Origin of the sequence: Rhizobium sp. TAL182, from assembly GCF_002117725.1 — a bacterium.
Taxonomy (GTDB): domain Bacteria; phylum Pseudomonadota; class Alphaproteobacteria; order Rhizobiales; family Rhizobiaceae; genus Rhizobium; species Rhizobium esperanzae.
On the sequence record NZ_CP021029.1, the window covers coordinates 429,544 to 442,820 of the forward strand.

Annotated in this window: 11 protein-coding genes; 9 read left to right on the plus strand and 2 right to left on the minus strand. The window is 58.3% G+C overall.

Translation table 11 applies throughout. The annotated features are described in order from the left end of the window. Window positions 1-130: 130 nt before the first annotated feature. Window positions 131-769 carry an acyl-homoserine-lactone synthase gene (locus Tal182_RS31100; RefSeq protein WP_085862038.1) on the minus strand — a complete coding sequence of 213 codons (639 nt, stop codon included), beginning with the start codon at window positions 767-769 and terminating at the stop codon, window positions 131-133. Between the two features lie 181 nt (window positions 770-950). On the opposite strand from Tal182_RS31100, the gene Tal182_RS31105 reads away from it, so the two are divergent. The 9 genes from Tal182_RS31105 (at window position 951) to Tal182_RS31145 (ending at window position 11,419) form a co-directional block, all read left to right on the plus strand. Beyond that, the gene (locus Tal182_RS31105; RefSeq protein ID WP_085862138.1) at window positions 951-1,316 is read left to right on the plus strand and encodes a helix-turn-helix domain-containing protein; all 366 of its coding nucleotides are present in this window, start codon (window positions 951-953) and stop codon (window positions 1,314-1,316) included. Between the two features lie 242 nt (window positions 1,317-1,558). Further along, window positions 1,559-2,986 (plus strand): glycoside hydrolase family 15 protein, encoded by a 1,428-nt coding sequence (locus Tal182_RS31110; RefSeq protein ID WP_085862039.1) that lies wholly within the window; start codon window positions 1,559-1,561, stop codon window positions 2,984-2,986. Between the two features lie 97 nt (window positions 2,987-3,083). Beyond that, complete coding sequence (locus tag Tal182_RS31115) at window positions 3,084-4,955, plus strand: GMC family oxidoreductase (protein WP_085862040.1); 1,872 nt, start codon at window positions 3,084-3,086, stop codon at window positions 4,953-4,955. A gap of 94 nt (window positions 4,956-5,049) precedes the next feature. Next, a complete protein-coding gene (locus Tal182_RS31120; RefSeq protein ID WP_085862041.1) occupies window positions 5,050-6,168 on the plus strand; it encodes a ferritin-like protein in 1,119 nt (372 codons plus the stop codon). After that, on the plus strand, window positions 6,165-6,722 hold the full coding sequence (locus Tal182_RS31125) for a hypothetical protein (protein ID WP_085862042.1): 558 nt from the start codon (window positions 6,165-6,167) through the stop codon (window positions 6,720-6,722). Before Tal182_RS31120 ends, Tal182_RS31125 begins: the two co-directional genes overlap by 4 nt. After that, on the plus strand, window positions 6,688-7,626 hold the full coding sequence (gene iolE, locus Tal182_RS31130) for a myo-inosose-2 dehydratase (protein WP_085862043.1): 939 nt from the start codon (window positions 6,688-6,690) through the stop codon (window positions 7,624-7,626). Before Tal182_RS31125 ends, iolE begins: the two co-directional genes overlap by 35 nt. Before the next feature lie 129 nt (window positions 7,627-7,755). Beyond that, entirely contained in the window at window positions 7,756-8,784 is a 1,029-nt protein-coding gene (locus Tal182_RS31135; RefSeq protein WP_206426554.1) for a TIM barrel protein, read from the plus strand. Window positions 8,785-8,900: 116 nt separating this feature from the next. Next, entirely contained in the window at window positions 8,901-9,725 is an 825-nt protein-coding gene (locus tag Tal182_RS31140; RefSeq protein ID WP_085862044.1) for an MBL fold metallo-hydrolase, read from the plus strand. A 38-nt stretch (window positions 9,726-9,763) separates the two neighbouring features. Next, on the plus strand, window positions 9,764-11,419 hold the full coding sequence (locus Tal182_RS31145) for a thiamine pyrophosphate-dependent enzyme (protein WP_085862045.1): 1,656 nt from the start codon (window positions 9,764-9,766) through the stop codon (window positions 11,417-11,419). Between the two features lie 37 nt (window positions 11,420-11,456). Here Tal182_RS31145 and Tal182_RS31150 read toward each other — a convergent pair whose 3' ends face one another. Continuing rightward, a complete protein-coding gene (locus tag Tal182_RS31150) occupies window positions 11,457-13,220 on the minus strand; it encodes an EAL domain-containing protein (RefSeq protein WP_085862046.1) in 1,764 nt (587 codons plus the stop codon). Window positions 13,221-13,277 lie beyond the last annotated feature (57 nt).

The following is a 13,277-nucleotide window of genomic DNA, read 5'->3' on the forward strand; positions in this document are numbered from 1 at the left end:
TAACTGCTCGCAATGGTAACATTTCGCAACTGCCGAGAACAGCATATTTTTTAGCAACCATGGCGTGACATGAAGAACGGGTTAAAGACCGACGAGACCTATCCCATGCCGGGCGGGACAGCGACTGCGCTTACCGCATGCCGCCATCGACAAGGGCTTCGGCAGGATAGGGAGAGGCTTGCTCCAGAAGTCGGGACAGGTTGGCCCGAAGTGTGCGACAATTGTCCGCCGTCACATCCCATAGTCCGACATACAGCTTGCCGATCTCGGGCCGGGATCGGGCAAGCGGCGTCGGCCTCCAGCCGATCCTGCGGTATACGGCGACCATCGCGACGTCATAGACGCCGACAATGCTCTCGATACCGGTGTCGAGCGCAAGATCGCAAAGCCCTGAGAGCAGTTCCGTGGCGACTGCGCGCGATTGCTCCATGTGTCCGGCATGCGGATGAAGGCAAAAACGAGTACATTCCCAGGTCGTCGGGCTATCGACGTCGATAGGCTGATCGAAGAAATGCTGGAACTCGCTTTTGAGCATTGTCGCTCCCGTGGTCGGCAGCAGGCGCAACGAACCGGTCAGCGTGCCGGAAGGTCGTTGCGTGACGAGATAGACGGGATCCTCAGCCTCGTCGTATCGGTCCCTCTCCCATTGATCCCGGACATCGACCTGCCATCCCAGCCGATCGCGAAAAACGGCGGCACGAGCCCGAAACATTTCATCGAAAGCACGTCGATCGGTCTCGAGCATGTCTTTGGTGAGTATCCGCAACATATCCGTCCCTCCTGATGTTCTGACGTTTCACAACAGGAGGCCGAGCGGGAGCAATCTGGATATTTCACCAGGTTGACCGGTGCTTGGCTTTGCCGTCCCCTTCCATAAGAAGTTTCTGATGTTCGTCGATCGAAAGCTCTTGGTAATTGCCAATTTTAACGCAACAACGGGAGGATTGTTGATGACCCACGACATGGCACGCGGTAAACGTATTCGAGAGGCGATATCCCGCGGCAAGTTCCGGAAAGTTCACGCCCTGGCGGCCGAACTAGACGTGTCCGTCGCTGCCGTCTCACGCTGGCAGAATGGCGGTCATACCTCGCTGGAAAGCGTCTGCGCGCTCGCCGATCTGCTGGATGTCTCCCTCGATTGGCTGCTGCTCGGGCGCGGCACGATGGATTGGCATAGGAACAGCGCGATCTCCGCCACGGAATTGCAAATAATACTGGCGTTGCGCAACCGGTCTGCGGCAACACGCTCCAATCTCGTCGGGCTGGTCGAATCCATCCCGCCGGAGCACCCCGTAACGCCAAGCGCAATTCCCTGAGATTTTTTGACCTGAGATCAACACGTTTAGGTTGATAAAAAGCAGATCCTCGGCGATCTTTCTAATTAAAGGTTCAGCGGCGGCGAGGGCGGGGCGGCGGGCGGCCAGCCAACCTGCCCCTCGCCGCAGAGACCTTGTGTTCACTCTCAACGCCCGTTCGGCCGCAATATTTCTCCCATCCGGGTCCGGAATATTTTCTCGATCTGGTCCCGGCAAGTCTCAACCGATTTTGGAGTCAGTCAATGACAGTTGCGCTTTGGAGTCAGTCAATGACGGGTGCGAACCCGGCCCATATCGGCGCCAATGCGCCGACAGTCAAACCGAGGCCTGCCTTCGCGCAGACCGATCTGGTCGCATTGTCGCGCTATTTTTCTCTTCTGATGATGCGCAACATCACAAGCGATGGCTATGTCATCGAGGATCCCACATCGCCCGGCGTCTTTTCGGCCCCGGGCTGCGTCATCGCCGCACCCTCCTATCCAGCGAACACGCCGGGGGTCGACCAGGACTATGTTTTCAACTGGGTCCGCGACGGGGCCATTACGGCCATCGAGATCGCGCTTGCCGGCTTGCTGCCCGTTCCGGGCGGAGTTTTGCCGAGCCTGGTCGACTACGTGAACTTCGCCGCGCTCTGCCAGGCGAATGCGAAGAATTCCGCGACCGTCACCCTTGGCCACGCCTGCTTCACCATCACCGGCGAGGTTCGTCCGTGGTCGGAGCAGAATGACGGGCCGGCCATTCAGTCGATCGCGATCCTGACCCTGTTCGATCAGCTGGATGGCGCCACGCAGACGATCGCCAAACAACTAGTCGAGGCCAACCTCTCTTATCTTCTCGAAGTTTACCAGAACAAGACCACAAATCTCTGGGAGGAATATGAGGGCTATTCGTTTTTCGCACGAGCCGTACAGCTGCGCTTTTTCCGGGTAATTTCCACAAACACAATCGGCATTGCGGTGCCTGCCGGGGTGGCCGATGCCGTCTCCTGGCTGGAAAGCCAGCTGGCCACCCACTGGAACGGGCAGCTCTATGTGAGCATTCTGGACGCCGCGGAGCAAGCCGGTTACGACGCGAACATCGATATCGTCTCTTCGGTCTGCTATGGCGGGATCGAGCCGACCGATACCAAGCTTCTGGCAACGGCGGCCATCCTGCGGCGCCAGTGGGCCGATCCTTCGTCTTCGAACTATTACCCGGTCAATGGCGCCGACGCGGCCAAGGGGCTCGGACCGCTCTTCGGGCGCTATCCAGGCGATCATTACGATGGCGATGTGGCGGCTCCGGTTACCGGCGGGCATCCCTGGGCTCTATGCACCGCCAACTTCGCCGAGTTTCAATATCGGCTTGCCAATGCCATCGAGGCCAGCGGCGCCATCCCCCTCGATCAGTTCTCCGAACCCTTCTTCACGGAACTGGGACTTGGCGCATCCAGCAGCGCCGCCGATGCGTCGGCTGCCTTGCGGGCTTCCTCTGACGCCATGCTGCGCGCCATCGTCTATCACAGCGATCACTATGAGCTGAGCGAACAGTTCGATGGAACCGTTGGCTACGAGAAAAGCGTCCGGAACCTGACCTGGAGCTATGCCTCCTTTCTCTCGGCAGTCAGAGCCCGCTCCGCCGCCCCGGCCGCCAAGGCCAAGCCCCGAAACTCTCGCGGCTCGAAATCATGACGATGGAAGGCCCGTAGGACCTGAAATCGCGATTGAGTCCAGAACGGCATGGTTCGCAAAGCCCTGATCGGCTTTCCGGGATTAATGGAGGACCAAAGTGCTTTTTCCCCTCGAGTCGGCAATAAGAGCCGATCCCAAGACCGCCGCAGAGTCGGGCGACTATGATATCGTGATCGTCGGCAGCGGCATTTCCGGAGCAATCATTGCCAAGCAGGCTGCGGAAGCGGGCAAACGTGTCCTTATCCTTGAAGCCGGAACCGGTTCCAATGTCACTCTGGCAGGCTATGACAATCTGCTGACGACTTTCTATTCGGCAGCCTCCAAGGACAACCAGTCGCCCTTTCCGCTAAATGCGAACGCGGCCATACCCCGCAGCCCGCAGCTTCGCAAGCTGCAGGCGGGAGAAACCGATAGTTCGAACTACATCGTTCAATCCGGCCCTTATGTCAGCGATACGGTATATACCCGTATTTTCGGCGGAACGACCATGCACTGGGAGGCGAAAACGCCCCGCCTGCTTCGCTCGGATTTCAAGACGCGCACGCTTTTTGGGCACGGGCTTGACTGGCCGCTGAGCTTTGAGGAAGTCGAGGAGGACTACCGCCTGGCCGAGCGGGAAATCGGTGTATCGGCGAATGTCGAAGATCAGCAATATCTCGGGCAGACCTTCCCGGATGACTATGTCTTTCCCATGCGCGGCCTGCCGCTTTCCTATCTGGATCAGCAGGTCAACAAGGGCATCGAAGGCACCAGTGTCGAACTTTACGACAAGACCTATCCCCTGAAGGTCAGGCCCTATCCGCAGGGTCGCAATGGCATACCCAACCCGGCCTATGACGGTGGGAAGGGCTATCGTCCAATCGGCGCCGTTGATACGCATCAGGTCGAAGAGGGCGGCCGGTGCCAGGGCAACACCAACTGCGTACCGCTCTGTCCCGTGCAAGCGCGCTACCACTCCGGCAAAACGCTTGCCAAGGCGTTCGCGGCAAACGGGAAAGGCGGCGAGCGGCTTGTCGAACTGCTGCCGCAGGCGGTCGCTTCGAAGGTCAACATTGATCCGGATAGCGGGAAAGTCCGCTCCCTCGAGGTCAAGATTTACAAGGACCCGGCCTCACCGGCTCACGAGACCATCACCGTCAAGGGCAAGGTGTTCGTGCTTGCGGCAGGCGCCATCGAAACCGCGCGTCTTATGCTGGCCTCCGGCCTGCGCAGCACCAGCGGTCTTGTCGGACGCAATCTGATGGACCACGCCTACCTGCTGAACTGGGCGCTGATGCCTGAGATCTGCGGCACGATGCGCGGAACCAGTTCGACGGGCGGTATCGTCGACCTGCGGGACGGCCCTTTCCGGGAAAAGCAGGCCGCCTTCGCCATCGATATCCATAATGACGGCTGGGGTTGGGCCACGGGTGCGCCGACCTCCGACCTTCTGGAACTGGTGGATGATCGCAACCTCTACGGCGCGGATCTTCGGCGCGGCATGGTCGACCAGGTTTCGCGGCAGTTGCTGCTGGCGTTCATGATCGAGGTCATGCCCGTCGAAAGCAACCGCATCACGGTGGATCCGCAATATACCGATGCTCTGGGCAACATGCGGCCCATCCTGTCCTTCACGGTTCCGGAATATACCATGAAGGGTGCCGCCTATGGCCGCCAGTTTGCGCGCACCGTCTTTACGCGCCTGGGCGCGCAGGACCATACCCACTACGCCCCCAGCGATTACGGCTATGTGGCCTATGAGGGACAAGGCTATGCGATCCGCGGCGGCAATCATCTGGCCGGCACCCATATCATGGGAACGACGAAAACCAATTCCGTCGTGGACAAGAACCAGCGCAGCTGGGACCACGAAAACCTCTATCTCGTGGGCGGCGGCAGCATGCCGACGATCGGCACGGCCAATGTCACCTTGACGCTGGCCGCCATGTGCTTCCGAAGCGGTCGCGACATTCTGAAGTCTCTGCATTGAACGAAGACCGGCATCCAGCGCGGCACGAACTTATGGGTTCGATGCAAGTGACAGTCGGCCAGTGCACCCAACTTATCTTTCACGGAGCATGAGCATGGATTCCTACAGTATCAAGACGCTCGATGAGCTGAAAGAGTTTCTCTACCGGGCGATGCAGCTCGAGCATGCGACGATTCCGCCGTATCTGACGGCGCTTTACTCGATCAAGCCCGGCGTCAACCAGGATGCGACCCAGGTTCTGCGCGTGATCGTCGTTGAAGAAATGCTGCATCTGACGATCGCGGCCAATATTCTCAATGCCATCGGCGGCAAGCCGGATCTTGTCAGGCCGGACTTCGTAGCCAGCTATCCGGCCGCCCTGCCTGACGGTGAGACCGATTTCAAGGTCGGCATCCAGGCATTCGGCCGTGAGGCGCTGGCGACTTTCCTGAAAATCGAGCGGCCGGCCCAGCGCCCTAAACATCTCGTCGGAAAGGGCCTGATGTACCGCAAAACTCCCGCTGACATCACCGCGCTTGCCAGCCATCCGAGGCATGAGGATCTCCATTTCTACAGTATCGGCGAGTTCTACTCGGCCATCGCGGAAGGTATCAAATACCTGGAAGCCGAAGCGCATGGGGCGGGCACAACCATCTTTACCGGCGACAGGTCGCGCCAGATCACCTCGGAATATTATTACTCCGGCGGCGGCGAGCTGTTTCCGGTGACCGATCTGAAGACTGCCTTGGAAGCCGTCGAGCTCATCATCGAACAGGGCGAGGGCGACGGCGGCGGTATCTACGACGATGACGACCACGAACTGGCCCATTACTATCGTTTCGAGGAACTGGTCAAAGGCCGCTACTACCAGAAGGGCGACCAGCCCGGCCAGCCCACGGGTCCACACTTGCAGGTCGATTGGGAGGGCGCCTATCCCGTAAAACAGAACCTGAAAGTAAAAGATATACTCGAAGGTTCGGGACTGCGTGAGGCGGCGATCGCTTTCAACACGCGCTATGGCGAATTTCTCCAGCTTTTGACGCGTGCCTATAACGGCCAGCCAAACCTGCTGCTGGAAGCCGTTCCGATGATGTTCGAATTCCGCAACATGATCCTCGAACTCATCCGCAATCCGCTGCCGGGGCATCCCGGCAAGAATGGCAGTCCCACCTATGAGATCCCCGGCGGTATCAAACAGCCAGCCGTCACCCGGCAGGCGGAGGTGAACGCATGAGCAGCCGTTTCGAGCCATTTCTAGGTCTTTCCGTCGAATTGACGGCCTTCTCCTACTTTGATCTTCTGGGAACCGGCCTGGCGGAACGCTATCTCGCCACGCTCGACACGGTGGTCGGCAGCGAGATCACCGACGCGCTGCTGACCGCTTTCACCGCCCTGCCACCGCCGGAAAGCGAGGCCCGTATCCACGCCGTGCGCACGACCATTCTCGGCAATGAATTGCTGGGAGACGTGGCCCGCGCGCTGATCAAGCTCTGGTATTCCGGCACCTGGTTCGAGCTGTCCTCCGCCTGGACGGAGCGCTTCGGCCCCAGGCCTGCGAATACCACCTTCGTCGTTTCTCCCGATGCCTATATCGAGGGTCTGCTCTGGAAGGCGATCGGAGCTCACCCTGCAGGCGCCAAGGGGCAGGGTTTCGGCTCCTGGGCCTCTCCACCGAAAATTCCGGCTCCGGCCTCCGTTCCAAAACCTGAGCTGACGCCACTTCCGCTTGTCCTCAAAGAACTGGATCAACGCCATGACGAATTATCTGCATCGACTGACGCCCGCTAAGGTCTGGCTCGGCGTCATCCCCACGCTCTGGTGGAATGACGATTTCATCAACATCGACATCGGCATCCCCTACGAGCAGGCTCTGAGTGAAATGGCGCTCGCCGGCTATGTCGGGTGCGGCGTCGGCCATAAATATCCGACGGATCCGAAAATCTTGCGCCCCGTCCTCGAACTCAGGGGATTGCGGATTTCGGAGCCTTGGGTGAGCACTTACTTCACCATCAAGGCGATGAATAGTCACACTCTTGAAAGCGTCGATGCTCAGCTCGACTTCCTCGAAGCCATGGAAGGCGGCAGCGACGATCCGCGCAGGGCCGATCTTGTCGTCTCCGAGTTTGGCGGAGCGGTCAATCCGCTTCCGGTTGCCCTGTTTCCCAATTGCCCCGAATTCTCCGAGGATCAGTGGAAACAGCTGATCGAAGGCCTGCATGCGGCCGGAGAGAAAGCCAGGGCCCGCAACCGCCGGCTCTGCTATCACCCGCATCTCGGAACCGGGGTGATGAAGACGGAAGCGATCCACCGGCTCATGGACGAGACGGATCCTCGCCTGGTCAACATGCTTCTCGATACCGCGCACCAGGCGGCCGCCGGTGTCGATCCGCTGGCGTTGGCCAGAAAATACGCCCACCGCATCAAGCATGTTCACCTGAAAGACATTCGCGCCGAGGTGGTTACCAACATTCACAACAGAGAACTGTCCTTCCAGCAAGGGATCGAGGCGGGGATATTCACCGTGCCGGGCGACGGCTCCATAGAGACCTTTCCGGAAATCCTCGATGCGTTGGCCGAGGCGGATTTCGCCGGTTGGATCTGCATCGAGGCGGAGCAGGATCCGGCCAAGGCCAATCCGCTGCAATACGCGAAAATGGGCCGCGAATATCTGCGCAAGCTGCTTGGATGGTAGCCCGGCGCGGACCGTTTGTTGCAGCCCGATGACGCTGTGAAGGAGGCGGGGGACGGATCTCGCCTCATCACAATGCCGGGCGAGACATCACTCTGAACCACGCATTCCTGGATAGCCACAGCTGGAGCGATGAAGATGGAAGAGGCACGCAGGCGAGATATATATTTCAGCTTCTTTATGTTTACAGCGGACTTGAGGCCGAATGACGCGGCCTATACCCAGGTTCTCGTCAGACATCTGAAAGCTCTTACCGAGATCGGCTACACCGGCTTCGATGTGCATATCGCCTCAGGACCGGCCCATGTCGGTCATCATGCTGAGGTCGAAAGCTATATCAGCCTCAGACGAGCGTTCGATCAGGCCGGCTTCCGGGATGTGAAGTTCACAACGAATGTGGGGACCACGCGGACCTTCGATCCGACCTCGCCCTACGAGGAACAGCGCAAGCAGGCCTTGTCCTATCTCAAATCCCGCGTCGACATCACCTCGGTGCTGGGCGGGGAGAATACGATCATGTCGGGGCCCTTCCTCTACCCCTATGGTATCTTTCCGCTGACGGATGACGGTGAAGGGATATGGAGCGACGCGCTCCAGGATTGGATGAAGCCACGATATGCGGCGGCGGCCTCGATCTTCCGGGAATTGGCGCAATATTCTGCCGAGAAGCGGGTGAAGCTCGCCATCGAACCCGTCAAGAATTGGGAAACGCCCGGGCCGACCATGGTCTCGGAAGCCCTGGATTTTCTCGAAAGCGCCGACATTCCGGTCTGTGGTGTCACGATCGATACAGCCCAGGTCGTGATGGAAAGCCAGGGGCCGGCAATCTTCAGGAAAAATGTCGCCCGAGCAGTACAGCAAAACCGGCTGAATTACGTTCACATCTCAGCGCCGGACCGGGGTGCGGTCAGAGATAGCTGGATTCCCTGGGAGATCATGCTGGACGAAATCGAGCCGGTCTATTCCGGCCCTTATCTCGTCGAAGTCTTTAACGCGATTCCCCCCTTCGAGAGCTCGATGCGAATGACGCGCAGACGCTTCTGGCGGCCGGGCGAGGATGCGCCGGAGGCGGGCGTCGACAGCGCCTACGACGTTGCGCGCGCCGCCCTGAGGACATTGGAGGAAAAGATCGCGTCCCACGGCCGTCGATCTCATCCGTGATGGCGCTGCGGCGCGCAAATGTTGGAAACAGCCCGGGAATGCTGGGGATCCAAGTCTCCGCCATGCCCGGGTGAACGTCAAACCTCAGCAAACGACCTTCAAACAGGGAGATACCGATGGTGACGCAATTGCCGGATCCCATTAAAATCGTCAGGCGAGCAGGCGATGTCCGTATTCATACTTTCATTTCAGCTTTCACGGATGACAATATCGCCAATGCAACGCACATCATCGAAAGCAGGAACAAGCTTGTTCTTGTCGATGGGCAATTCCTCGTTCCTTATGCGCTGCAATTCAGGGCCTATGCCGACAGCCTCGGCAAGGAGATCGACCGGATTTACCTGTCGCACAGGCACCCCGACCATTGGTTCGGCCTGGGAGCCGCCTTCAGCGACATTCCGATTCATGCATTGTCGGAAACGAAGGAGTTCCTGAGGCAGCATGGCCAGGGTTCCCTGAATGACCATTGGAAACTTGGCAACCTCGCTCCGACGAGCTTGGTCATTCCCGAAAAAACCGTCCGTGCCGGCCACGAGATCATCGACGGAGTCAAATACGTATTTGATGAAGTCGTTGATACGGAGATCGATTTTCTCCTCACCATAGGTCTTCCTGATGTGGGCGTTTTTATTGCGCAAGACCTGATCTACAGCGGAACGCACCTTTATCTGACGAAATACATGGAGCATTGGATCGGGATTTTGCAGGGCATGCTGCTGTCCGACTATGACCTGTTCCTTCCCGGTCACGGCTTCCCGGCTGACAAAAACGAGGTTGCCAAAAATATAGAATATTTGTCCGTCGCCATGGAGGCCGCCGGCAACGGACTCACCAATGATGCGTTCAAGCGCTTCCTGCTGGAAAGATTTCCCGAGCGAAAATGCCCCGGAATATTCGACATATACATACCGCGCTTATTCGATAACGCGAGCGAGTTCTAATATACGTCAATTGTCCTCAACAGGGGAGCCGTCGGAACATGGTCGATACATACACGGTTGGACAATATCTGGTCGACAGACTTCGCGAACTGGGCCTGGGACACCTGTTTTCCGTGGCGGGCGATTATTCGATCGAATGGGTAAACAGCTATGTCGAGAAAAGCGATATTCAGGTCATCGAAGAGGTGAATGAACTGAATGCCGGTTATGCGGCCGACGGCTATGCGAGACTGAAAGGAATTGGCGCGCTGTGCGTCACCTATTCCGCAGGCTCGCTTTGTGCGACAAATGCGATCGCCGGATCCTACGTCGAGAAAGTGCCGGTCGTCCTGATCAACGGTGCGCCAAGCATCCAGAAAACGCTCAGATTCGAACAAACCGGCTATAGTTCGCATCACTTCATCAGCGGGCGCGAAACGGATCGTCAGGTGTTCGAATACATCACGGCCGCTACTGTTCGCATCGACAGCCCTCATCTTGCGCCAATGCTGATAGATTATGCGCTGACACAGTGCATCACGGAAAGACGTCCTGTTTATATTGAGTTGCTCGAGGATATGGTCGACCTGGAATGCACGCGCCCGTCGACTGCATTGAAAGCGGCGCCTGACATATCCGACGAGGACAGTCTCAATCAGTCGATCGCGCAAATCAGCGAAAGATTGCAAAATGCCACCAAACCGCTGATCTGGATCGGGGTCGAGATCGACCGGTTCGGCCTTCACGACCAGGCGGAGCGGCTTATCCGGGACCTCAAAATTCCCTACGTGACCGAACTTCTGAGCAAGGCCATCCTGTCGGAAGACAATGTCCAATTTGCCGGCGTGTTTGACGGCAAATCGTCGTCACCCTATGTCCAGTCTCTGGTCAAAGACTCCGACTTCGTATTGGCGTTGGGCGTCTGGTTGACCGATATCAACGATTTGGGCTGGCCCATCGATCTCGACAAAACCGCATTCGCCTCCTGGGATGCGGTGAAATACGGCACGATCTTCAACTCACAGGTTTCGCTGGCGGATCTCGTCAACGGCTTGATCGACAAAAGGCTGACATGCAAAGCCCAAAGCCTTCCGGCGAAAACGGCCCGACAAGCGCCAATCGTGAATCCGGCGGGCGAAATCACCTATCAGGGCTTCTACGATTTCATTCAGCAGCAGATCGACGGCAATACCATCGTTGGTGCCGACGCCAGTTTGAATTATTTCGGGAGCCTGCTTCTCGAAGTGGGGGCTCGCCGCGGTTTCATTGTCCAATCATCCTATTCGGCGATCGGTTATATCGGCCCGGCCGCGACCGGGGTTTCGCTGGCGAAGCAAGCTAAACAGAGGCTGCTGGTCTTTGCCGGAGATGGCGGGTTTCAGATGACCGCTCAATGCCTCTCGACACAAACCCGCTTCAATCTCAACCCGATCATCTTCGTGATGGACAACGGCATCTACGGCGTGGAGCAATGGCTTGCCGATGCATCGGTTTTCCATGGCAACAAGCCGTTCTACAATTCCTGCATCCTGCACCGATGGAATTACAGCAAGTTGGCAGAGGTCTTTGGCTGCCGGGGCTGGAAAGTGGACACCTATGGCGAACTGCAGGACGCCATAAACGCCGCAAAAGAAAACCTGAACAGTCCGTCCATCATCCAAGTCGTCGTGCCTCAGCGGTCAATCCCCAACAATGCGAACTGGAAAGCAAGCTAGAGCGGCTCCGCTTTTAAGCAAAGCGCAGAACCACTCGTTATCGACCGGCCCCAACAACTTCGGCCCGCTGGCAATCGAATGTCTCCTGCTCCAATCGCGCCGACAGGTCGGCAAACGACTGCGGTCGTCCGAACGCATAACCCTGGAGGGTGTGGACGCCGAGCGCGGCAAGCACGTTGGCATGCTCGAGCGTTTCCACGCCTTCGGCGATCACTTCCATATCCAGCGCCCGCGCTATGTCGACCAATGAGCCGACCAACCGACGGCTGGGCACCGATTGCAGGATCGGCGTCACCAGCTGGCGATCGATCTTGACCCGATCCGGCCGCAGCTCGAGCAAACCCAGCAAGGAAGCGTGTCCGGACCCGAGATCGTCGATTTCGATGGCGATACCGAAAGACTTGATCGCCTCGATGTTCTGCCGCACCTGATCACTCAGGCTGTCCAGGAATATCGTCTCGATCAGCTCGAAGCTCAATCGACCGGATGGGATGTCATAGACGTCGAGCTTCGCCGCCAGCTCGGGATCGTCGAGACGATCGGCGGACAGATTGACAGACACGCGGATGCCTTCGAGCAGCGCCGATGATTTCATGTCCGACAGGACAGCCTTCAGAACGACGTCGTCAAGCTCTGCAACCAGTCCATTCGACGAGGCGATGGACAGGAAATGCGCCGGGGCGAGAATTCCTCGAGTGGGATGATGCCACCGCGCCAGAGCTTCGACACCGTTCACCCGGAAAGATTTGGCATCGACCTGCACCTGGTAGAATGGGCGGATTTGGCCGAGCGCCAGCCCGGACCGCAGATCCTGGGCCAGCTGCCTTTCGTTCGCCAGCGTCGACGCCATTTCGTCGGAAAAAATCTCGGCCCGATTCCGGCCGTTGCGTTTGGCATGGTACAGCGCCAGATCGGATTGGGAGAGCAGTCTGGCGAAATCGGCGCTCATGGCGCTGGCAACGCCAATCGAGCACTGCACGATGAGCGTCTGATCGCCGACAGGAAGCGGGCTTTCCAGACGTCTCTGAATATGATCGAGCACAGCTATCGTCTTGTCGCACCCGTCCTCGGTGATGACGACAGCGAATTCGTCGCCGCCGAGCCGTGCCGCGACGTCACCGGCTGAAATGGCCTCCAGCAGAATTTTACTGACGTGACAGAGAACGAGGTCGCCGACCGCATGCCCGAAGCGGTCGTTGATCTCCTTGAAATGGTCCACGTCGATATGAAGAAGCGCAACCTCGACGCTCTCCTGCCTGGAAAGTTCGGCCAGGGCGAAATCGAAGCTGCGCCGATTCAACAGACCGGTGAGGTGATCGTGATCGGCCGCGAACCGCGCCTCCGCCCGGCTCCTCTCCAGTTCCTTGTTGAGAAGCACGTCGTCCGTCACATCCCATTCGGCGCCCACAAAGCATGGGTCGCCGGCGGCATCGACGAAATAACGAGCCCGCGAACGCAGATAGCGGGTCGCTCCATCCGGCCGAATGATGCGAAACTCGGACGCATAATCCGATTTCGTTTCGATCGCGCGCAGAAATATCTCGTTTGTCGGCACCAGGTCGTCGGGGTGGATACTGTCGAGCCAGATGACATCGAGCGGCGCTTTCGGAACGCCATAGATCGATTTGAGCTGTTCATCCCATCGCGTCTGGTTTTTGGGGATGTTGTGCTGCCAAATCCCAATCCCGGAGGCTTCAAGGGCCAGTCCAAGCTGGCGAAGCAGGTTCTCAAGCTCGACATTTGTCCTGGATCGTTTGTTGCTCAAGGCGATCTCGCTGTTTCGTTCGCCCGAATGTCGCATCGAACATTTTAAAGAGTGCTAATCGAGAGCAACCCGCCGGCGTAATCCGACCAATCG

Excerpts from the sequence above, each read along its gene's own strand:
- Tal182_RS31100 (WP_085862038.1), bottom strand. The coding sequence starts at position 769 with ATGTTGCGGATACTCACCAAAGACATGCTCGAGACCGATCGACGTGCT.
- Tal182_RS31105 (WP_085862138.1), top strand. The coding sequence starts at position 951 with ATGACCCACGACATGGCACGCGGTAAACGTATTCGAGAGGCGATATCC.
- Tal182_RS31110 (WP_085862039.1), top strand. The coding sequence starts at position 1,559 with ATGACAGTTGCGCTTTGGAGTCAGTCAATGACGGGTGCGAACCCGGCC.
- Tal182_RS31120 (WP_085862041.1), top strand. The coding sequence starts at position 5,050 with ATGGATTCCTACAGTATCAAGACGCTCGATGAGCTGAAAGAGTTTCTC.
- Tal182_RS31125 (WP_085862042.1), top strand. The coding sequence starts at position 6,165 with ATGAGCAGCCGTTTCGAGCCATTTCTAGGTCTTTCCGTCGAATTGACG.
- iolE (WP_085862043.1), top strand. The coding sequence starts at position 6,688 with ATGACGAATTATCTGCATCGACTGACGCCCGCTAAGGTCTGGCTCGGC.
- Tal182_RS31135 (WP_206426554.1), top strand. The coding sequence starts at position 7,756 with ATGAAGATGGAAGAGGCACGCAGGCGAGATATATATTTCAGCTTCTTT.
- Tal182_RS31140 (WP_085862044.1), top strand. The coding sequence starts at position 8,901 with ATGGTGACGCAATTGCCGGATCCCATTAAAATCGTCAGGCGAGCAGGC.
- Tal182_RS31145 (WP_085862045.1), top strand. The coding sequence starts at position 9,764 with ATGGTCGATACATACACGGTTGGACAATATCTGGTCGACAGACTTCGC.
- Tal182_RS31150 (WP_085862046.1), bottom strand. The coding sequence starts at position 13,220 with ATGCGACATTCGGGCGAACGAAACAGCGAGATCGCCTTGAGCAACAAA.